At 71.5% G+C, this 19,454-nt stretch carries 19 protein-coding genes and 1 tRNA gene; 12 read left to right on the top strand and 8 right to left on the bottom strand.

From position 1 onward, the window contains the following. Positions 1–169 precede the first annotated feature (169 nt). The 9 genes from ABT300_RS17305 to ABT300_RS17345 all read left to right on the top strand — a co-directional run bounded on the left by ABT300_RS17305 (position 170) and on the right by ABT300_RS17345 (position 10,618). Complete coding sequence (locus tag ABT300_RS17305) at positions 170–1,090, top strand: hypothetical protein (RefSeq protein ID WP_351676171.1); 921 nt, start codon at positions 170–172, stop codon at positions 1,088–1,090. Between the two features lie 123 nt (positions 1,091–1,213). Continuing rightward, positions 1,214–1,984, top strand: coding sequence for a YcnI family copper-binding membrane protein (locus ABT300_RS17310; protein WP_351676173.1), 771 nt, complete (start codon positions 1,214–1,216; stop codon positions 1,982–1,984). 148 nt (positions 1,985–2,132) lie between these two features. Continuing rightward, positions 2,133–2,780, top strand: a complete 648-nt coding sequence (locus ABT300_RS17315) for an SCO family protein (protein ID WP_351676174.1) — start codon at positions 2,133–2,135, stop codon at positions 2,778–2,780. A 65-nt stretch (positions 2,781–2,845) separates the two neighbouring features. Continuing rightward, the gene (locus ABT300_RS17320) at positions 2,846–3,292 is read left to right on the top strand and encodes a copper chaperone PCu(A)C (protein WP_502977952.1); all 447 of its coding nucleotides are present in this window, start codon (positions 2,846–2,848) and stop codon (positions 3,290–3,292) included. Between the two features lie 16 nt (positions 3,293–3,308). Then, entirely contained in the window at positions 3,309–5,441 is a 2,133-nt protein-coding gene (locus ABT300_RS17325) for a copper resistance CopC/CopD family protein (RefSeq protein ID WP_351676176.1), read from the top strand. 8 nt (positions 5,442–5,449) lie between these two features. Next, on the top strand, positions 5,450–6,829 hold the full coding sequence (efeB, locus tag ABT300_RS17330) for an iron uptake transporter deferrochelatase/peroxidase subunit (protein ID WP_351676178.1): 1,380 nt from the start codon (positions 5,450–5,452) through the stop codon (positions 6,827–6,829). Between the two features lie 224 nt (positions 6,830–7,053). Continuing rightward, positions 7,054–7,986, top strand: coding sequence for a prephenate dehydratase (pheA, locus tag ABT300_RS17335; protein ID WP_351676180.1), 933 nt, complete (start codon positions 7,054–7,056; stop codon positions 7,984–7,986). Between the two features lie 539 nt (positions 7,987–8,525). Next, positions 8,526–9,803 (top strand): serine--tRNA ligase, encoded by a 1,278-nt coding sequence (serS, locus tag ABT300_RS17340; RefSeq protein ID WP_351676182.1) that lies wholly within the window; start codon positions 8,526–8,528, stop codon positions 9,801–9,803. Beyond that, positions 9,800–10,618, top strand: a complete 819-nt coding sequence (locus ABT300_RS17345) for an HAD family hydrolase (RefSeq protein WP_351676184.1) — start codon at positions 9,800–9,802, stop codon at positions 10,616–10,618. The genes serS and ABT300_RS17345 overlap by 4 nt, the downstream gene beginning before the upstream one ends. Positions 10,619–11,024: 406 nt before the next feature. Here the strand turns inward: ABT300_RS17345 and ABT300_RS17350 are convergent. The 6 genes from ABT300_RS17350 to ABT300_RS17375 all read right to left on the bottom strand — a co-directional run bounded on the left by ABT300_RS17350 (position 11,025) and on the right by ABT300_RS17375 (position 15,338). Continuing rightward, positions 11,025–11,109, bottom strand: a tRNA-Ser gene (locus ABT300_RS17350). Positions 11,110–11,419: 310 nt separating this feature from the next. Beyond that, complete coding sequence (locus ABT300_RS17355) at positions 11,420–11,665, bottom strand: SGM_3592 family protein (RefSeq protein ID WP_351676186.1); 246 nt, start codon at positions 11,663–11,665, stop codon at positions 11,420–11,422. 133 nt (positions 11,666–11,798) lie between these two features. Beyond that, entirely contained in the window at positions 11,799–12,518 is a 720-nt protein-coding gene (locus ABT300_RS17360) for an ABC transporter permease subunit (protein WP_351676188.1), read from the bottom strand. 12 nt (positions 12,519–12,530) lie between these two features. Further along, complete coding sequence (locus ABT300_RS17365) at positions 12,531–13,442, bottom strand: ABC transporter ATP-binding protein (protein WP_351676190.1); 912 nt, start codon at positions 13,440–13,442, stop codon at positions 12,531–12,533. Further along, complete coding sequence (locus ABT300_RS17370) at positions 13,439–14,347, bottom strand: ABC transporter permease (protein ID WP_319277026.1); 909 nt, start codon at positions 14,345–14,347, stop codon at positions 13,439–13,441. Before ABT300_RS17370 ends, ABT300_RS17365 begins: the two co-directional genes overlap by 4 nt. Further along, on the bottom strand, positions 14,337–15,338 hold the full coding sequence (locus ABT300_RS17375; protein ID WP_351676218.1) for an ABC transporter ATP-binding protein: 1,002 nt from the start codon (positions 15,336–15,338) through the stop codon (positions 14,337–14,339). Before ABT300_RS17375 ends, ABT300_RS17370 begins: the two co-directional genes overlap by 11 nt. A 236-nt stretch (positions 15,339–15,574) precedes the next feature. Between ABT300_RS17375 and ABT300_RS17380 the strand changes: the two genes are divergently transcribed. From ABT300_RS17380 to ABT300_RS17390, 3 genes are all read left to right on the top strand, one after another. Beyond that, positions 15,575–17,494, top strand: coding sequence for an SDR family oxidoreductase (locus ABT300_RS17380; RefSeq protein ID WP_351676192.1), 1,920 nt, complete (start codon positions 15,575–15,577; stop codon positions 17,492–17,494). Positions 17,495–17,710: 216 nt separating this feature from the next. Further along, positions 17,711–18,289 carry an RNA 2'-phosphotransferase gene (locus ABT300_RS17385; protein ID WP_351676194.1) on the top strand — a complete coding sequence of 193 codons (579 nt, stop codon included), beginning with the start codon at positions 17,711–17,713 and terminating at the stop codon, positions 18,287–18,289. A 105-nt stretch (positions 18,290–18,394) separates the two neighbouring features. Further along, a complete protein-coding gene (locus ABT300_RS17390) occupies positions 18,395–18,838 on the top strand; it encodes a hypothetical protein (protein WP_351676196.1) in 444 nt (147 codons plus the stop codon). Between the two features lie 44 nt (positions 18,839–18,882). Here ABT300_RS17390 and ABT300_RS17395 read toward each other — a convergent pair whose 3' ends face one another. Both ABT300_RS17395 and ABT300_RS17400 read right to left on the bottom strand, forming a co-directional pair. After that, entirely contained in the window at positions 18,883–19,125 is a 243-nt protein-coding gene (locus tag ABT300_RS17395) for a hypothetical protein (RefSeq protein WP_351676198.1), read from the bottom strand. Between the two features lie 137 nt (positions 19,126–19,262). Beyond that, on the bottom strand, positions 19,263–19,442 hold the full coding sequence (locus tag ABT300_RS17400) for a hypothetical protein (RefSeq protein WP_351676200.1): 180 nt from the start codon (positions 19,440–19,442) through the stop codon (positions 19,263–19,265). Positions 19,443–19,454: the final 12 nt, after the last annotated feature.

Below are 19,454 nucleotides of genomic sequence, written 5' to 3' on the forward strand. Positions count from 1 at the left end.
ATCGGTGTATGTGGGACGCAGGAGTATCAGTCACACCGCTGACCACAGAAGACGATCTTCCGGATCGTGCGGACCATGCGGATGCCGTGCGGGCGGCGCGGACCTGCCGTGCGGGCCGCGCGGACCTGCCGTAGGGCGGCGGCGGGGCCAGTGCGATGATGAGCCCGCCATGACTGCCCCCTCCAGCGAGCGCTCCGGTCGCGATCTCCGGCTGCTGCGGGCCGCGGTGTTCGCCGCGGTCTGCGTCGTGCTGGCCGCGGTCGGGCACACGGCCGCCTCCTGCACGGCCGTTCCGCTGTGGACCCTGGGCGTCGGCTTCCTCTCGGTGGTCGCGGTGGCGGCGCCGCTCGCGGGACGCGCGCGTTCCGCGCCGGGCATCGCCGCGCTTCTCGCGGTCGGACAGACCGTGCTGCACACCCTGTTCGGACTCGGGCAGCACACCGCGTCCGTCTCGGCCGCCGCGTCGACGTCCGTTTCGCATTCGGTTTCCTCTGCTTCCGCCTCCGCCGCGCTGTCGGCGTCCGACGCCTCGCTCGTCGAACGGGCGGCCCGGCTGGTGTGCGGGGCCGCGGCGGCGCCGATCAGTCCTGCCCAGGCCCGGAAGATACTCGTCGACGCGCGGCTGTACTCCCCCGGCGACGGGGCGAGCGGCGGCATGGGCGGCAGCGGCGCCGACATGAGCGGCATGACCGGGATGAGTGCGATGCAGCATCCCGCGGACGCCGTCGGCGGCGCAGGCGACGGCATCGGCTCGACGATGTCGCTGCTGCCGTCCCTGCCCATGCTGCTCGGTCACGTCCTCGCTGCCGTCGCCGCCGGGTGGCTGCTGCGGCGCGGCGACACGGCTCTGCTGCGTCTGCTGGCTCTGTCCGCCCAGGGTGTCGCCGAGGGGGCGCTCGTACGGTCCCTGCGCGGAGCGCTCGCGCTGGTGCGCGCCCTGCTCGCGGGGCTGCCCACCGCGCCGGGCACGGGGGTGCGCGTCCCGCGCACGGCACTTCTCACGCTGGAGTCGCCCGGCGCCACCGCGCTCCAGCACTCGGTGATCAGACGAGGTCCGCCGGTCGCATCGGTTCTCGTCCTCGCTGCCTGACGCGACACGACCTGCACTCCCTCCGGGGGCGGCCGCCGTCGCGCGGCTGCTGCGCGTGCGCACCGACGTGCCCGCGTCTCACCCTCACCCTCGGAATTCACTCAGAGTGGAGTGCTCGCTTTCATGAAGGCCTCACGTATCGCTTCCCGCACCGCCTGCCGGGTCGCCGCCGCTGCCGCTGCCGCCGGCTGCGCCGTGCTCGTCCTGTCCTCGCCCGCCTTCGCTCACGTCAGCGTCGCCGCCGAGGGCTCGGCCGCGAAGGGCGGCTACGCGGTCGTCGACTTCAAGGTCCCCAACGAGCGGGACAACGCCTCGACCACCAAGCTCGAGGTCGCCTTCCCGACCGACCACCCGCTGGCCTCCGCGATGCCGGAGCCGATCAACGGCTGGACGATCGAGGTCACGAAGGCCAAGCTCGCCAAGCCCATCGAGCTGCACGGCAAGCAGATCTCCGAGGCGGTCTCCAAGATCACCTGGACCGCCTCGGGCGACGGTGTGAAGCCGGGCTTCTTCCAGAAGTTCCCGGTCTCCGTGGGCGCGCTGCCCGAGGACGCCGACGAACTGGTCTTCAAGGCGATCCAGACGTACTCCAACAAGGAGGTCGTGCGCTGGATCGAGGTCCAGGCCGACGGCGCGGAGGAGCCCGAGAACCCGGCCCCGGTGCTCGCCCTGACCGCCGCCTCCGAGAAGGGCCACCACGGCGCGGCCGCCGCGAACGCCGCTGAGAAGTCGGACGACGCCGAGGCCGCCGCCAAGACGACCGAGGCCGCCGCCGACGTGGACGGCAGCGACACCACCGCCCGCGTCCTCGGCGTGGTCGGCATCGTCGTCGGCGTCGCCGGTGTGGCCTACGGCGTGCTCGCCGGCCGCCGCCGGACCACGACCGAGGCCTGAGCCCCTGGCCGGCGCGGGCGGCCGCCATCGCCCGCGCCGGCTCCTCGACGGCGTGCAACCGGGGTGCTCGGCTCATCGCGCTCCCGCCCGGCCCACTCGCCACGCGCCCCGGAGCCCGCCCGAATTCACATATCTGGGACATTTCTCTATGCGCAAGAAGACGTTCGCCCTGGCCGCGCTGTTCGCCGCCGCCTCTCTCACCCTCTCCGCCTGCAGCAGCGACGACGGCACGAGCCCCGTGGCCGTGGTGTCCGAAGAGGGCAAGCAGCAGGCCGCGACCGTGCTCGACCAGCCCTTCACCAAGCCCGCCCTGGTCCTCACCGACACCCGGGGCGCCTCGTACGACCTCCGCAAGGAGACGGACGGCCACCCGACGCTGGTCTACTTCGGCTACACCAACTGCCCCGACGTCTGCCCGCTGACGATGAGCAACATCGCCGTCGCCAAGAAGCAGCTGCCCAAGGCGGAGCAGGACGAGCTGCGCGTCGTCTTCGTCACCACGGACCCAGGCCGCGACACCCCGGCCGCCCTCGGGGCCTGGCTCAAGGGCATCGACCCCCAGGTCGTCGGCCTGACCGGGAAGTTCGCGACGATCCAGGCCGCCGCCCGCTCGCTCGGCATCTCCGTCGAGGCGCCGCACAAGGACAAGAACGGCAAGATCGTCTCCACCCACGGCACCCAGGTCGTCGCCTTCTCCCCGAAGACGAACGGCGGATACCTCCTGTACGGCGAGAACGCCAAGGTCGACGACTACATCAAGGACCTGCCCAAGATCATCGAGGGTGAGAATCCGTGAGCGCGGCACGCCCGGGCGCGGCACTGCCGGGCAGGAAGAGGTCCGGCCGGACGGGGCGAGGGCGGTTGCCGGCCGCGTCCTGCGCCCTCGTCACGGGGGCGCTGCTGCTGGCGGCGTGCGGATCCGACGCAGACGGCCGGGCGGAGCTGTCCGTCCGTGACGCCTACATCCCGCAGCCCGTCTCCGACACCATGGCCGCCGGATTCCTGACCGTCGTCAACAAGGGCGGCGCACAGGACGAGCTGACCTCCGTCACCAGCGCCGCGGCGGGCAGCGTCACACTCCACAGGACCGTCGGGTCGTCGATGGAGGAGGTCACCGCCCTCGACGTCCCCGCCCACGGTCAACTCGTGTTCAAGAGCGGCGGAAACCACCTGATGTTCGAGAAGCTGAAGAGCAAGCCGGTACAGGGCGGGACGGTGACCGTCGAACTCCACTTCGCCTCGTCCGACCCGCTCCAGGTCGAGATACCGGTGAAGTCCGCCACGTACGACCCGACGACCGGCCACTGAGGGAGGGACCACCTTGATGCAGACCACCATCGCCCCGCGCGTCCGGATGCTCGTGCTGCTGTTCCTGGCAGTCGCCGGCGTGCTCCTCGCCGGCGCCGGGCCCGCCTCCGCGCACGCCGCGCTGACCGGCAGCGACCCCGCTCAGGGGGTGGTGGTCGACAAGGCTCCCACGCAGGTGACGCTGACCTTCTCCGAGACCGTCTCGATGAACGACGACTCGCTGCGCGTCCTCGACCCCAAGGGCGCCCGCGTCGACGACGGCAAGCCTTCCGAGGTCAGCGGCACCAGCTACGCCGTCCAGCTGCACGCTGGGCTGCCCGACGGCACGTACACCGTGACGTACCAGGTGGTGTCCGCCGACAGCCATCCCGTCGCCGGCGCCTACACCTTCTCGATCGGCTCCCCGTCCGAGACCAGCGTCTCGGTGTCCGACCAGGACGCCGGCGGCGGGGTCGTCGGCTGGCTGTACGGCTTCGGCCGGTACGTGTCGTACGCCGGGTTCATCGTGATGGTCGGCGGGGGCGCCTTCGTGCTGGCCTGCTGGCAGCGCGGCACCGGAGTGCGGTCCCTGCAGCGGCTCGTCGTCTCCGGCTGGCTCGCGATGACCGCGGCCACCCTGTTCCTGCTGCTCCTGCGCGGCTCCTACAGCCGCTCCGGCACGCTCGGCGACGTCTTCGACCTGAACCTCCTGGGCGAGGCCCTGCAGACCAAGACCGGCGCGGCCCTGGTCTCCCGGCTGCTGCTGCTCGCCGCGGCCGCCCTGTTCATCGCCGTGCTGTTCGGCGCCTACGACAAGCGCGACGACGACGAGAAGCGGGACCTGACCTTCGGGCTCGCCATCGGCGGAACCGTCGTGGCAGCGGGGCTCGCGGCGAGCTGGGCCATGGCCGAGCACGCCTCGACCGGACTGCAGCCGGGCATCGCGATGCCGGTCGACGTGCTGCACCTGCTGGCGGTCGCGACCTGGCTCGGCGGGCTCGCCGCACTGCTCGTCGCGCTGTACCGCGCGCCCGCCGACCGTCCCGTCGACGCCCCCGCCGTCCGGCGTTTCTCGCAGGTCGCCTTCGGCAGCGTCCTCGTCGTGGTCGCCACCGGCGTCTACCAGTCCTGGCGTCAGCTCGGCTCCTGGTCCGCGTTCACCGACACCCGCTACGGGCAGCTGCTGCTCGTCAAGATCGGGCTCGTGGCGCTGCTCGTCGGCATCGCCTGGATCTCCCGTCGGTGGACGGCACGGCTGGCGGTTCCGACGGCCGTCGGGACGGCGGTTCAGGCGTCCGCCTCCACGGCGGCGGCCGCGGGGAAGTCCGCCGTCGGGAAGTCGGCGAGCGGACAGTCGGCCAGCGGGAAGTCGGCGTCCGGGAAGCAGCGTGTTCCGGCGACGGCTGCCGGGAGCGTCGACACGGCCGAGGCGGAGGCCCCCGACGACACCGGGAGCGTCGAGAGCCCCAAGCCCGTCGGCCCCAAGCCCGCCAAGAACGCTCAGGGCGCCAAGCGCACCACCCAGAACTCCGAGGGCGAAGACAAGGACGGCTCCGGGGGCGCCCGGACCGCCGCGTCCGAAGGCGGCGAGCGGGCCGCACAGCTCGCCCGGCAGCAGGCGGCCGTGGACGCCGCACGGCAGAAGCGGCTGCGGAACGCGGACGGCGAGCGCTTCGGCCTGCGCCGCTCGGTGCTCGCCGAGACCGGGGTCGCCGTCGTCCTGCTCGCCGTCACCACCGTCCTGACCTCGACCGAGCCGGGACGCACGGAGCAGGACGCCGCCCGGGCCAGCCGGTCCTCCTCGGCTGCCGCGGCGGACTCCCCCTCGGGCGCCCTGACCCTGGACATGCCGTTCGACACCGGCGGCGCCGACGGCAAGGGCGTGGTGAGCGTGGACCTCGATCCCGCACGCGCCGGCGCCAACGAGATGCACGTCTACGTGACGCGGCCCAACGGCCGCGCCTTCGACGTGCCCGAGGTGAAGGTCGCCTTCACCCTCGAGGCCAAGAGCATCGGGCCGCTGCCCGTCGCCCCCGACCACCTCACCACCGGCCACTGGTCGGCGAACGGCGTGCAGATTCCCATGGCCGGCGAATGGAAGATCGCCGTGACCGTGCGGACCTCCGACATCGACCAGGTGACCGTCTCCAAGAACGCGCAGATCGGCTGACACCTCACATGCCCGACCAGTCCCTCCCCGAGGCCCCCACTCCCGAGGCCGGAACTCCCGACGCCGCCACTGCCGTGACGCGCTCCACCAAGGCCCGCGCCCCGAAGACGCCAGCCCCGAAGACCCCTGCCCCGGCCGGCGAGAGCTCCCGGCAGCCCGCCTCGGCGGACTCCCCCGCCAAGGACCTGACACGACGCCGGCTGCTCGGCGCCTCCGGCCTAGTCCTCGGCACGGCAGGCGCGGCCGCGGGATATGCGGCGGCGCCCGCCCAGGCGACGCCGTTGTCGTCGGTCGGGGCGGGACAGGCGATGTTCCACGTGAAACATCAGCCCGGCATCACCCAGGGCCTCCAGGCCCGCGGTCATCTGGTCGCCTTCGACCTCGCGGCCGGCGCAGGGCGCAAGGAGGCCGCCGCACTGCTGCGCCGCTGGTCGGAGACGGCCCGGCGGCTGATGGCGGGTGAGGCTGCCGCACACGACGACACGGATGTGGCCCGGGACGCGGGGCCGTCCTCGCTGACGGTCACCTTCGGTTTCGGCAGCAGCTTCTTCACCCGCACCGGACTGGAGAAGCAGCGCCCGGTCGCGCTGGATCCGCTTCCCGCCTTCTCCTCCGACCACCTCGACGCGACCCGCAGCAACGGCGACCTCTGGGTGCAGATCGGTGCGGACGACGCCCTGGTCGCCTTCCACGCCCTCCGGGCGATCCAGAAGGACGCGGGCAGCGCGGCGAAGGTCCGCTGGCAGATGAACGGCTTCAACCGGACGCCAGGCGCGACGGCCCACCCGATGACGGCCCGCAACCTGATGGGTCAGATGGACGGGACCCGCAACCCCAAGCCGGACGAGTCCGACTTCGACCAGCGCATCTTCGTTCCGGCGGACAGCGGGAAGGACCCGGCGTGGATGGCGAACGGCTCCTACGCCGTCGTCCGCCGGATCAGGATGCTCCTCGACGACTGGGAGAAGCTGTCGCTCAAAGCGCAGGAGCAGGTCATCGGGCGCCGGAAGGCAGACGGAGCGGCCCTTTCGGGGGGCACGGAGACGACGGAGATGGACCTGGAGAAGACCGACGCCAACGGCGATCTGGTCGTCCCGATCAACGCGCACGCCCGTATCACCCGCCCCGACCAGAACGGCGGCGCGGCGATGCTGCGACGTCCCTTCTCGTACCACGACGGCATCGACCCGGACGGCACTCCGGACGCGGGCCTGCTGTTCGTCTGCTGGCAGGCGGACCCGCTGCGCGGCTTCGTCACCGTGCAGCGCAAGCTGGACCGCGGGGACGCCCTGTCGCAGTACATCCGCCACGAGTCGAGCGGACTGTTCGCGGTGCCGGGCGGGGCGGCCGAGGGCGAGTACGTGGGGCAGCGACTGCTGGAGGCGTGACACAGCCCAGCCCGACCCCGACCCTGACACCGGCCCCGACACCGGCCCGATCCCGACTCGGCACGGCACGGCTGGACGCGGGCGGCGCGGGCGGCGCGGGCGGCGCGGGCGGCGCGGGCGGCGCGGGCGGCGGGAGGTTACGCCTTTGGCTGCGGATTCATTCCTGCGAGGGGGAGTCGTGAGACGCGTGCGCCCCGGTACGCAAGGGCCATTAGGGTGAGGTCATGCCAGCGAGCTATGCGTATCTCGGCCCCGAGGGCACCTTCACGGAGGTCGCTCTGCGCACGCTTCCGGAGGCGGCCACCCGGCAGCTGATCCCTTATGTGTCGGTGCAGTCCGCGCTCGACGCGGTGCGCACCGGCGAGGCCGAGGCCGCGTTCGTGCCCATCGAGAACTCCGTCGAGGGCGGGATCACCACCACGCTGGACGCGCTGGTCGCGGGCACGCCGCTGATGATCTACCGCGAGGTGCTGCTGTCGATCACCTTCGCGCTGCTCGCCAGGCCCGGCACGGAACTGTCGGACATCAAGACGGTCTCCGCCCACCCGGCGGCGCAGCCGCAGGTGCGGAACTGGCTGAAGGCGAACCTGCCGGACGTCGTCTGGGAGTCGGCCGCCTCGAACGCGGACGCCGCCCGACTGGTGCAGGAGGGCCGTTACGACGCCGCCTTCGCCGGAGAGTTCGCTGCGGCCCGGTACGGGCTCACCGCCCTGGAGACGGGGATCCACGACGCCGAGAACGCGCAGACCCGGTTCGTGCTGGTGGGCCGGCCCGCCCGGCCCGCCGCGCCGACGGGTGCGGACAAGACGTCCGTGGTGCTGTGGCAGCGTGACGACCATCCCGGCGGTCTGCGCGACCTGCTGGGCGAGTTCGCCACCCGGGGCGTCAACCTCATGGTGCTGCAGTCCCGGCCGACGGGCGCAGGCATCGGCAACTACTGCTTCTGCATCGACGCCGAGGGCCACATCGCCGACCGCAGGATGGCCGAGGCCCTCATGGGGCTGAAGCGGATCTGCCGCGAGGTGCGCTTCCTCGGCTCGTACCCGCGTGCGGAGGTGAGCGCGGCGGACGTCCCGTCGCCGCTGCCGGGGACCTCGGACGGGGAGTTCGTCGCGGCCTCGGACTGGGTGGCACGCTGCCAGGACGGGCGTTTCTAGCCAGTCCTACCTGCATATCTTCGTTATCCACAGAAGTTATCCACAGGCCCGCTTCTCGACCTGGGGACAAGTCGACAACGAAGTGCCACGCAGTCGACAAATCGGCCTGTGTCGCCTCAAGGCGACTCGCAACCCGCACGTCACCCTTCGTCCACCTGTTTCCTTCGATCAATCCCTTGGGGCGACGCAATTCCACCCGAAAGTGGCTGCGGACGGCCTTCGACCCAGGAATTCGACCCAGGGCGGACAGGGTTCGGAATGATCAATTCCGATGTCCACAGAGCTTTCGCACACCCTGTGGATAACTTGCACGAGGCGCGGATTCCTGTGGACAACTCGGCACCCAAATCCCGTGCGCCGCAAGGAAATCGAGTCAATGAGACGCCCGTCACATAGTCCGTCCCAGGGAGTGAGACGCCCTTTATTGACACGCTGGGCAATTCCCCCATAACGCAACGTAAGTCGCGATTCGGAAGGGCGGGGCGGCGGTTCGGAATGGGAGTCGTGAGCGCCGACCCCGCACGGGTAGCCTTGGCCGCGTGATTGACCTTCGCCTGCTCCGTGAGGACCCCGACCGTGCGCGCGCCTCCCAGCGCGCCCGTGGAGAGGACGTCGCGCTCGTCGACTCCCTCCTGTCTGCCGACGAGCGGCGCAGGTCGTCCGGCGTCCGCTTCGACGAGCTGCGCGCCGAGCAGCGATCGCTCGGCAAGCTCATTCCCAAGGCCTCCGCGGACGAGAAGGCCGAGCTGCTGAAGAAGGCGAGTCAGCTCGCCGCCGACGTCAAGGCCGCCGACGCCGAGCGCGATGCGGCAGTCGCCGAGACCCAGGAGTTGCTCCAGCGGCTCGGCAACCTCGTGCACCCCGACGTGCCCGTGGGCGGCGAGGAGGACTTCGTCACCCTCGAGACGCACGGCACGATCCGCGACTTCGGCGCCGAGGGCTTCGAGCCCAAGGACCACCTGGAGCTCGGCCAGATCCTCGGCGCGATCGACGTCGAACGCGGCGCCAAGGTCTCCGGCTCCCGCTTCTACTTCCTCACCGGCGTCGGCGCCCTGCTGGAGCTGGCCCTGGTGAACGCGGCGATCGCGCAGGCCACGGCGGCCGGCTTCACGCCGATGCTCACCCCCGCGCTGGTGCGCCCGCAGTCGATGGCCGGTACCGGCTTCCTCGGCCAGGCGGCCCAGGACGTCTACCACCTCGACAAGGACGACCTCTACCTGGTCGGCACCTCCGAGGTCCCGCTCGCCGCGTACCACATGGACGAGATCATCGACGCGGACCGGCTGCCGCTGCGGTACGCGGGCTTCTCGCCGTGCTTCCGCCGCGAGGCGGGGTCGCACGGCAAGGACACCAAGGGCATCTTCCGCGTCCACCAGTTCGACAAGGTGGAGATGTTCTCGTACGTGACGCCCGAGGACTCGCAGGCCGAGCACCAGCGCCTGCTGGCGTGGGAGAAGCAGTGGCTGTCCGCGCTGGAGCTGCCGTTCCGCGTCATCGACGTCGCGTCCGGCGACCTCGGTTCCTCGGCCGCCCGCAAGTTCGACTGCGAGGCCTGGATCCCGACCCAGGGCAAGTACCGCGAGCTGACCTCGACGTCGGACTGCACCGAGTTCCAGTCCCGCCGTCTGTCGATCCGCGTCCGCGAAGGCAAGCAGGTCCGCCCGCTGGCCACGCTGAACGGCACGCTGTGCGCCGTCCCCCGCACGATCGTCGCCATCCTCGAGAACCACCAGCAGTCCGACGGCTCCGTGTACGTGCCCGAGGTGCTGCGCCCATACCTCGGCGGCCGGGAGGTCCTGGAGCCGGTCGCCAAGTGAGCGCCGAGCCTGCTTCCGGACGTTTCCCGCACCGTCTGATCGCGACCGACCTCGACGGGACGCTCCTGCGCTCCGACGACACGGTCTCGCAGCGCACCCGGGACGCCCTCGCCGCGGCCACCGCGGCGGGGGCCGTGCACATCGTCGTGACCGGCCGCGCGGTCCCGTGGACCCGGCACATCCTCGACGACCTCGGCTACGACGGACTCGCGGTCTGCGGACAGGGCGCCCAGGTGTACCACGCGGGCGAGCACCGTCTGCTGACGTCGGTGACGCTGGACCGGCAGCTGGCCGGCGTGGCGCTCGCCAAGATCGAGGCGGAGGTCGGCCCGCTGCACCTGGCGGCCAGCCGGGGCGGTCTGGACGGCGAAGTACTGGTGGGACCCGGCTACGCGCTCAGCGGCGCCCTGCAGTCCACGCCGCTGACGGACGCGTCGGATCTGTGGTCGGCGCCGCTGAACAAGATCTTCATCCAGCATCCGGAGCTCTCGGACGACGCGCTGGCCGAGGCGGCCCGCAAGGCCGCGGGAGGCTTCGTCACGGTCGCGGTGGCCGGTGCGGGCATCGTGGAGCTGCTGCCCCTCGGCCTCTCCAAGGCCACGGGCCTGTCGCTGGCGGCCCGCCGCCTGGGGCTCAAGGCGGCCGACACGATCGCCTTCGGCGACATGCCCAACGACATCCCGATGTTCGCCTGGTCCGCCCACGGCGTGGCCATGGCCAACGCCCACGCGGAACTGAAGTCGGTGGCGAACGAGATCACCGCCTCCAACGACGCCGACGGCATCGCCACCACCCTGGAACCCCTCCTCCCCTGACCGACAAGCGCCCAGCGGCGCGGGCACCCAGGGGCGCAGGCATTCAGGGGCATGGGGGACTGCCCGGGCATTCAGGGCCGCGGGGAACGGCGCAGGCGATCGGGGGCGCGGGCAATGGGGGCGCGGGGAACGGCGCGACCAGCCCCCACCGACCCGCACCCGAACCAGACGCCCGCCGCCCGCGGCTGTCGGCGCCCTTCAAGGGCGCCCGAGCTGATCAAAGGGGCGCGGGGAACGGCGCAAGAATCGCCGCAGGCGATCAGGGGCGCGGGGAACGGCGCGACCAGCCCCCACCGACCCGCACCCGAAGCCGAACCCCGCCGGCCCACTGCCGACTGCCGTCGGCGCGAGCGCCTCAACGCCGCCGGCGTTGAACCCTCGCCCAGTCCCAGTGACAAACGTCCCGCGGAGGATGCACGGATCGAACGTGCGCGGGGTCGCCCCCGACCACGGCTTAGCAAGCCGGTGCCTTGCCTCTCGGCCAATCCTCCGGGTGGGCGGCCCACGCGAGAGCGACATCGCGTGCTCGAAGCGGCCGCCCCGGGCAGTCTCTGTGCGGGCGGTTCCTCGGAGGGGTAACTACTCCGGAACCCGAACCCGCCGCCGGCTGCCCTGAAGGGAGTGCGACGCTCTGCCGTGCATGGGCATCGTCGAACTCCTCTCCCGGTCTGATGACGCCGGATCACCTCCGGCCGTCCGCGCCCCCCGTGGTCGCCTGGCGCGTACAACCACTCTGCCCGGGCGGCGAGTCGGACGCCACCGAATAAAACAGCCGTGCGAAAAACGGCTCTGGCCGGGCGCTTACCGGCGACGCCACCTGCGTCGGCGCGCCTTGCTGAAGAACCAGCCCGCGGGCGGCTCGTCCGATCGCCAGGGCTGGGGCTCCGGCGCCTCGGCGCGCCACCGTGCGGCGAGCATCCGGGCCCGGGCGGACGGCTCGGACGTCCCGGCGGACCGTACGAAGTCCTCGTCCAGGACGAGGTCGTCCCAGGCTTCGCCCTCCCCGGGCCGTCCACGGCCGCCGTCCGCCGCTATGTCGTCCGCCATCCCCGTCCTCCCAGATCTTTCGGGCCGTGCCGTGTCGAGCGGCGCCGAGGGGCGGCCGCCCGGCCCAGTGTGCGCGGACGCCGGTCAAAGCACCGTCAGGAACGCTCCGGGCGCCCGGCCGGGCGGGGGCCGCTCACTCCTCCCCCGCGAGCGTCAGCGTCCGCAGCTTCTGGCCGGCGTACCAGGTGGCCAGCACCGTCACCGCGACCAGCAGCACCGTGGCCGTGGTCAGTCCGACGTCCGAGGTGACCAGCTCCCCTCCGGCCACCTTGTGGGCGACGGCCAGCGACCACTGCTGGACGCTGAGCGTGCGGGCTCCCGGCACCAGGGAGCCGAACAGGGCCTCCCAGACGAGGGCGTAGACCAGGCCGAAGACCACCGCGTGCCGGGACACCGTGCCCAGCAGCAGGAACAGGGCGGCGTAGGCGATGGACGAGACCAGTGCGGCCACCGTGTAGGCCACGGCGATCTGCTGGCCGTTGCCGTTGAGGATGAAGCCTGAGATCAGCGTCGGCAGGGCCGAGAAGACCATCGTGACCGCGATCGCCACGATCAGCTTGGTGAAGATGATCGTGGGCCGCTTGATCGGCTTGGACAGCAGATAGACCACGGAGCCGTCGTCGATCTCCGGCCCGATCGCGCCCGTGCCCGCGATGACGCCGACGATCGGGACCATCGTGGCGAGCGCGAGCCCGCCGAGCAGGTCCGACGCCGTCTGGTCGTCGGCTCCGGCCAGGGCGCGCACGACCACGGAGATCGCGACGAGCAACAGGGGCAGGGCGCCCAGGATGAGGGCCCGGCGCCGGCCGAGCAGGGCCCGGTACGTGAGCCGGGCGACTGTGGGGTCGTACATCTCCAAGGCCTCCTACGCCGCGACCAGGTACGAGAACACGGACTCGAGGGACTCGTCGGACGGCGAGACCGTGAGCAGCCGGATGCCGTGGTCCCTGGCGACCTTCGGCAGCAGCGTGGTGAAGCGGCCGAAGTCGACGGCCTGGACGCGCAGCGCGCCCTCCGCCAGGTCGACCTCGATGCCGGAGGTCGACGGATCGGCGATCAGCGCGGCCGCGAGGGCGCGGTCGTCGCTGGAGCGCACCAGGTAGCGGTGCGGCCGGTCGGTCATCAGGCGGCGGATCTTGCGGAAGTCGCCGCTCGCCGCGTGCCGGCCCGCGACGACCACCTCGATGTGCCAGGCGAGTTGCTCGACCTCTTCGAGGATGTGCGACGAGAACAGCACGGTGCGGCCTTCGTCGCCCATGCGCCGCAGCAGGTCCATCAGCTGCATGCGCTGGCGCGGGTCCATGCCGTTGAACGGTTCGTCGAGCAGCAGCAGCGCCGGGTCGTGGACGAGGGCGCTCGCCATCTTCACGCGCTGGCGCATGCCCTTGGAGTACGTGGCGATCTTGCGGTCCTGCGCGTACTCCATCTCGACCGTGGCCAGCGCCTTCTGGGCGGCCTTGGCTCCGAGGCCGTGCAGTTCGGCGTTGGCGACCACGAACTCGCGGCCGGTGAGGAAGTCGTACATCGCCTCGCGCTCGGGGACGACGCCGATGTGCCGGTAGATGTCCTCGTTGCGCCAGACGGGCTGTCCGTCGAGGGTGACCGTGCCGGTGGAGGGCGCCAGGAAGCCGCCCATCATGTTGATGAGGGTGGACTTGCCTGCGCCGTTCGGTCCGAGCAGGCCGGTGACGCCGGGACCGATCGTCATGGTGACGTCGTTGACCGCGACGACGTTGCCGAACCAACGGGAGACGTGGTCGATGCTGAGCGTGGTCACAGGCCCACCTTCCGGTAGCGGCGGATCAGGAGGCCGTAGCTCGCGGCGATCAGGCCGAGGAGGACGAGGACGTAGACCACGCCCTCTCCGTGCGTGGGACCGACCCCGCCCGGGAAGGCGGACGCGGCGCCGAGGAAGGCCGACTGCACGCCGTCGATCAGCGTGACCGGCGAGAAGAGGCCGATCCAGGCGATGGCGCCGGTGCTGTTCTGGGCCTCGGCGATGGCCTGGAGGGTGGAGACGGCGCCGTAGGAGATGGTCAGGACGGCGATGACGGCGGCGATGCCGAAGCCGCGTCGCGGCGTGGCCGAGGCGATGACCAGGCCGATGCCGGCGAACAGCAGGGAGAGCAGTGCCACGGAGACCAGTCCCTGACCGAATCCCTCGGTCTGGTCGGCGAAGTCGAGCTTGGCCAGCAGGGCGCCGACGTAGAGCACGAGCAGCGGGGCGGCGGTGAGGACGAACAGCGCCGAGGCCAGTGCGGCGAACTTGGCGCGCACGTAGTCCGCGGTCTCGATGGGCCGCGAGAAGTACAGCGGCACGGTCTTGAAGCGCAGATCGCGGGAGACGGACTGGGGCGCCTGCGAGGCGACGTACAGGCTGATGACGGCCTGCATGATGATCGCGTACCGCGTGTAGTCGACCGGCAGCTCCTTGGCCTTGGTGGCGACGGCCACGGCGACCATGATGGCCGCGGGCACGCAGATCACCACGAACAGCAGCATCGGCAGCACCTTGGACTTCACCGAGCGGCCGAGGCCGTACGCGCCGCGCAGGGACTGCGAGTACAGGGAGCGGCGGGCGTAGGCGCGGCCGAGGCGGGGGCCGTCGTAGCTGCGGTAGCCGATGTTGTGGATACGGGTCTGGTCGCCCGAGGGGGCGGCGACCGGGTGCTCAACTGCCATGGCCGACGGCCTCCTTCCGCTGCCGGTCCCGCTGCTGGTCGGGCTGCTCGTCGCTGCTCGCGTCGCTGTCCTTGAAGACCTCGGAGATGTGGTGCCTGCGCTGCTCCATGCGCACCAGCCCGAGCCCGAGGTCGGCGACCGTGTCGCGGACGACGTCGTAGGTCTCCTCGCCCTGTGCGGTCAGCAGCAGGATGTGGCCGGCGCCCGGCAGGCCGCTACCGGCCTCGGCGACCTCGACCCCGCGCGCGTGGAGCGCCTCGCGGATCGCGCGGGTGCCGTCCGGGTGCTCGTCGGTGTCGGTGACCTCGATGGCGAGGGTCGTGGTGGTCTGGGTGAAGTCGGTGGTGGAGCTGGAGCGCAGGAGCTTGCCGCCGTCGACGACGACGACGTGGTCGCAGGTGCGCTCGAGTTCGCCCAGCAGGTGGGAGGTGACGAGGACCGAGATGCCGAAGTCGGTGTGGATGCGCCGGATCAGGCCCAGCATCTCGTCGCGGCCGACCGGGTCGAGGCCGTTGGTCGGCTCGTCGAGGAAGACCAGCTGCGGGTCGTGGACGAGGGCCTGGGCGAGCTTCACGCGCTGCTTCATGCCGGTCGAGTAGCCGCCGATGGGGCGGTAGCGCTCCTCGTACAGACCGACGTGGCGCAGGGTGTCCGCGGTGCGCTCGCGCGCGGCGGTGGGCGGCAGGCCGGACATCCGCGCCATGTGCACGACGAACTCGGTGGCCGAGACGTCGGGCGGCAGGCAGTCGTGCTCCGGCATGTAGCCGACCCGCTCGCGGATGTCGGCGCCCCTGGTGGCGACGTCGAGGCCGAGCACCTCGGCGCGGCCCTCCGTGGCGGGCGACAGGCCCAGCAGGATCTTGATCAGTGTGGACTTGCCGGCCCCGTTGGCTCCGACGAGCCCGGTCACACCGGGCCCGACGTCCACGGAGAGCCGGTCAAGAGCGGTCACCCGGGGGAACCGCTTGCTCAGGCTTTCGGTCGCGATCACAGTCACGTCCATAAAATTAGTGACGCACGCCACGAATTTCGTCAGACCTCAGAGCCGTCTTCGCCTCAGACCTCAGATGTACGGGCCCGTAGGGGATCCCATGCCTGAGAGCTACGGAGCGACGCTCGCCGCGGCGCGAACCCACCCTGTTGACGACCTCTCTAACAAGTGCCAGATTCACCCTGGTCGGGTCAGGGACGCGCACAGCGGTCGGCGTCGGCCGGGGCGGAGGAGAAGTGACGTTGCTGGAGGGCGGGCGCGAGCGCCGGGTGCGAACCGGCGGGATCGAGCTGTGCGTCGTCGAACTCGGCGACCCGCGGCGGCCGACGGTGGTGCTGGTGCACGGCTACCCGGACAGCAAGGAAGTGTGGTCCGAGGTCGCGTCCCGGCTGGCCGACCGCTTCCACGTGGTGCTGTACGACGTCCGGGGCCACGGCCGGTCCGAGGCGCCGAAGCCGCTGCGGGGCGGTTTCACCCTGGAGAAGCTGACGGACGACTTCCTCGCGGTCGCGGACGCGGTCAGCCCGGACGGGCCGGTGCACCTGGTGGGGCACGACTGGGGTTCGGTGCAGGCCTGGGAGTTCGTGACCGTCCGGCGCACCGAGGGCCGCGTCCGATCCTTCACCTCCTTGTCCGGGCCGTCCCTGGACCACTTCGGCCACTGGATCGCGTCGCGCGTGAACCGGCCGACCCCGCGCCGGGTCGGTCAGCTCCTCGGCCAGGGAGCCAAGTCCTGGTACGTGTACCTGCTGCACACCCCCGCCCTGCCCGAACTCGCCTGGCGGGGGCCCCTCGGCAAGCGCTGGCCGGGCATCCTGCGACGGGTGGAGAAGGTCCCCGCCGACGCCTATCCGACGCCGTCGCTGCCGTCGGACGCGGCCAACGGCGCCTGGCTGTACCGGGACAACGTCCGGCCCCGGCTGCGCCGTCCGCGCGCCGACGCGCACGCGCACGTGCCCGTGCAGCTCATCACGCCCCTCGGCGACCGGTTCCTGTCGGAGCGGCTGTACGACGAACTCGATGACTGGGCGCCTCGGTTGACGCGACGCACCCTGCCGGCGGGGCATTGGATCCCGCGCACCCGCCCCGACCGACTCGCGTCCTGGATCGACGACTTCGTCACGTCGGTCGAGACCGAGGGGAAGGGAAGCGGCGGGGGAAGCGCCCCCGGGACACCGCACGACGCGGTCCGCACGACCGCCGGCGACGCAGGGGCGCTCGAGGCGGTCGGCCCGGGTGGAGGAATCGGGAGGAAAAGGAGTAACGGAAGGAACGGGAAGAAGGAAAGGAACGGCGGCCGGCCGGGGCGCAGGCGTGCGGCCGAGCTCTACGCCGAGCGTCTCGCCGGGCAGTTGGTGCTCGTCACCGGTGCGGGCAGCGGCATCGGACGGGCCACGGCGCTCGCGTTCGCCGAGACGGGCGCGCGCGTCATCGCCGTCGACCGGGATGCGGACAGCGCGGCCCGCACCGCCGAGCTGTCCCGCCGGGTCGGCGCACCGGACGCCTGGGCGGAGGCAGTTGACGTCTCCGACGAGCGGGCGATGGAGAAACTCGCCGCGAAGGTGCACGCCGACCACGGAGTGCTGGACGTACTCGTGAACAACGCCGGCATCGGCCTGTCCGGGTCCTTCTTCGACACGACGTCCGACGACTGGCGCCGGGTGCTCGACGTCAACCTGTGGGGCGTCATTCACGGTTGCCGTCTTCTCGGCCGGCCGATGGCCGAGCGCGGGCAGGGCGGTCACATCGTCAACGTCGCGTCGGCGGCCGCCTTCCTGCCCTCCCGGGCGCTGCCGGCCTACAGCACTTCCAAGGCCGCGGTGCTGATGCTGAGCGAGTGCCTGCGCGCCGAACTGGCGGACCGGGACATCGGGGTGACCGCGATCTGCCCCGGCCTGGTGAACACCGCGATCACGTCCACGGCGACGTTCGTGGGGGTCGACGCGGAGGAGGAGCGGCGTCGGCAGAAGCGCGCCGCGCGCCTGTACGGGATACGCAACTACCCGCCGGAGAAGGTCGCGAGGGCGATCCTGCGCGCGGTCGTGCACGACGAGGCGATGGTCGCGGTCGCTCCGGAGGCCAAGACCGCGCACGCGCTCTCCCGTTTCTTCCCAGGGTTGTTGAGGGCGCTGGCACGGGTCGGACCGCCGCTGTAGAGGCCCGTGCGGCGAACGGGCTGTTTCCGCCGGGGTGTTGACTGTGTGCACTCTAGTGACGGTCCGTCACCGGTGAGTTGGAGAAGTCCCTTGCGGGGCAGTCCGGTTGTCCACAGAATCGCCAAATAGCCTGTGGATAACTGCAGTTGCTTGTGGACCAAACCTCGGCGTCAAAACAGAATGCGTGATGCGCGTCTCTCCCGTCATGCTGAGCGGATGAACGAAAAGGACGGACCCGGGCACGGCAGGGACGACAGACGCACCGTGAAGGTGTCGAAGTACCTCTCGAAGCACCTGCGTCACCAGCCCGAGCGCATCGGGCTCACCCTCGACGAGGCCGGCTGGGTCGAGATCGACGAGCTCATCGCGGCGTGCGCCGCCCACGGCTTCCGTTTCACCCGTGACGAGCTGGACCACGTCGTCGCGGCCAACGACAAGAAGCGGTTCGCGATCGACGGCACCCGGATCCGCGCCAGCCAGGGCCACAGCGTCGAGGTCGACCTCGGGCTGGACCCGGCCGTGCCGCCGTCGTACCTCTACCACGGGACCGTGGCCCGCTCACTGGACGCCATCCGGGCCGAGGGGCTGCGGCCGATGAACCGGCACGACGTGCACCTCTCGGCCGACCGCGAGACCGCGACCAGGGTCGGCGCCCGCCGGGGCCGCCCCGTGGTGCTCTCCGTCGACGCGGGCGCCATGCACCGGGACGGTCATGTCTTCCATCTCAGCGCCAACGGCGTGTGGCTGACGAAGTCCGTGCCCCCGCGGTACCTGCGGTTCCCCGAGCACCACTGAGCAGTTCCCCGTCACCGAGCTGCTTCCCGCCACTGAGCGGTTTCCCGGGCGCCGATCAGCGCCGTCCGGCCGCCGCGCCGGACGGTCCTTGGCATGATCACAGGTATGGACCACTTGCCCAGCACCGAGGCGGCCGTCACCGTCCTTCGTGCCCTCGCCGCCGAGTACGCGCTGGAGATCGAGGTCACCCATGACATCGGCGCCGACCAGACGTCCCGCCGCACCGCCGCCGGCGTGGGCGTCACCGCCGATCCGGACGGATCGCTGCCGCACGAGGCCTACGTCGAGCTGGGTGGGCGGCCGAGCGTGAGCGTGCGGCTCTATCCCGACGACGACGCCCTGATCACCGTCGACGGCGTCGAGTGCCCCGACGTGGACCGCGACGACGTCCCCGCCTTCCTTCGCGCCCTCTACGACGGTCACGCCTGGGTGAAGATCCGGCGCTTTCCCCCGGCCCACTTCCTGATGGTGCCGCTGCCGCGGGACCGCGTGCACAAGGAGTTCATCCTGGTCGGGCTCAGCCCGTGGCTCGGTGGGCGCGCACGCTGAAGGTTTCACGTGAAACCAGGCGTGAGCATGGGCGTGAGCGTGCGTCAGCCGTCGGTCAGCCGCCACCCCTGAAGGCCCGGCCGGGACAGGATGTCGGCGGCCATCCGAGTGGCCTCGGACGTGGTGGTTCCGGGCGGGGCGGTGATCCGGAGGCGGGCGAGGTCGCCCTGGAACTCGCCGACCTCGGCGTGCCAGCCCTCCGGGAGGAGGGCCACGAAACGGATCACGGCGGTCTCTGGCGGCGCCCCGGACGGACCGGTGATCGACACCTGATGGGAGAAGCTCATGGACGGGCTCCGCATGACGAAGTGAAGGGAGGGGTGGGCAGGCTGCCGCCGCCCACCCCCGGGGTCCGTGCGCCGACCGTGGTCCGGGGTCGGCCGTCTGAGTACGGCCGGCCCCGGACGAGGAGTCGAGTCATCGGTCAGGCGGACGAGCCGCCCTTGGCGAGCCGGCCGACCAGCACGAGGATCCCGACGGCGAGTGCCGCGCCGACGCCGTAACGGACGCCGTCGGAGGTGTCGCTGCTCATCAGCACGACCTCCACGCAGGCGAGCACGGCCAGGAGCGCGGCGAGGGCGTTGCGGGAAGAGGAGGCGGTCATCGGAGTTCCTTC

Source organism: Streptomyces sp. NPDC001027 (assembly GCF_040299045.1).
Taxonomy (GTDB): Bacteria; Actinomycetota; Actinomycetes; order Streptomycetales; family Streptomycetaceae; genus Streptomyces.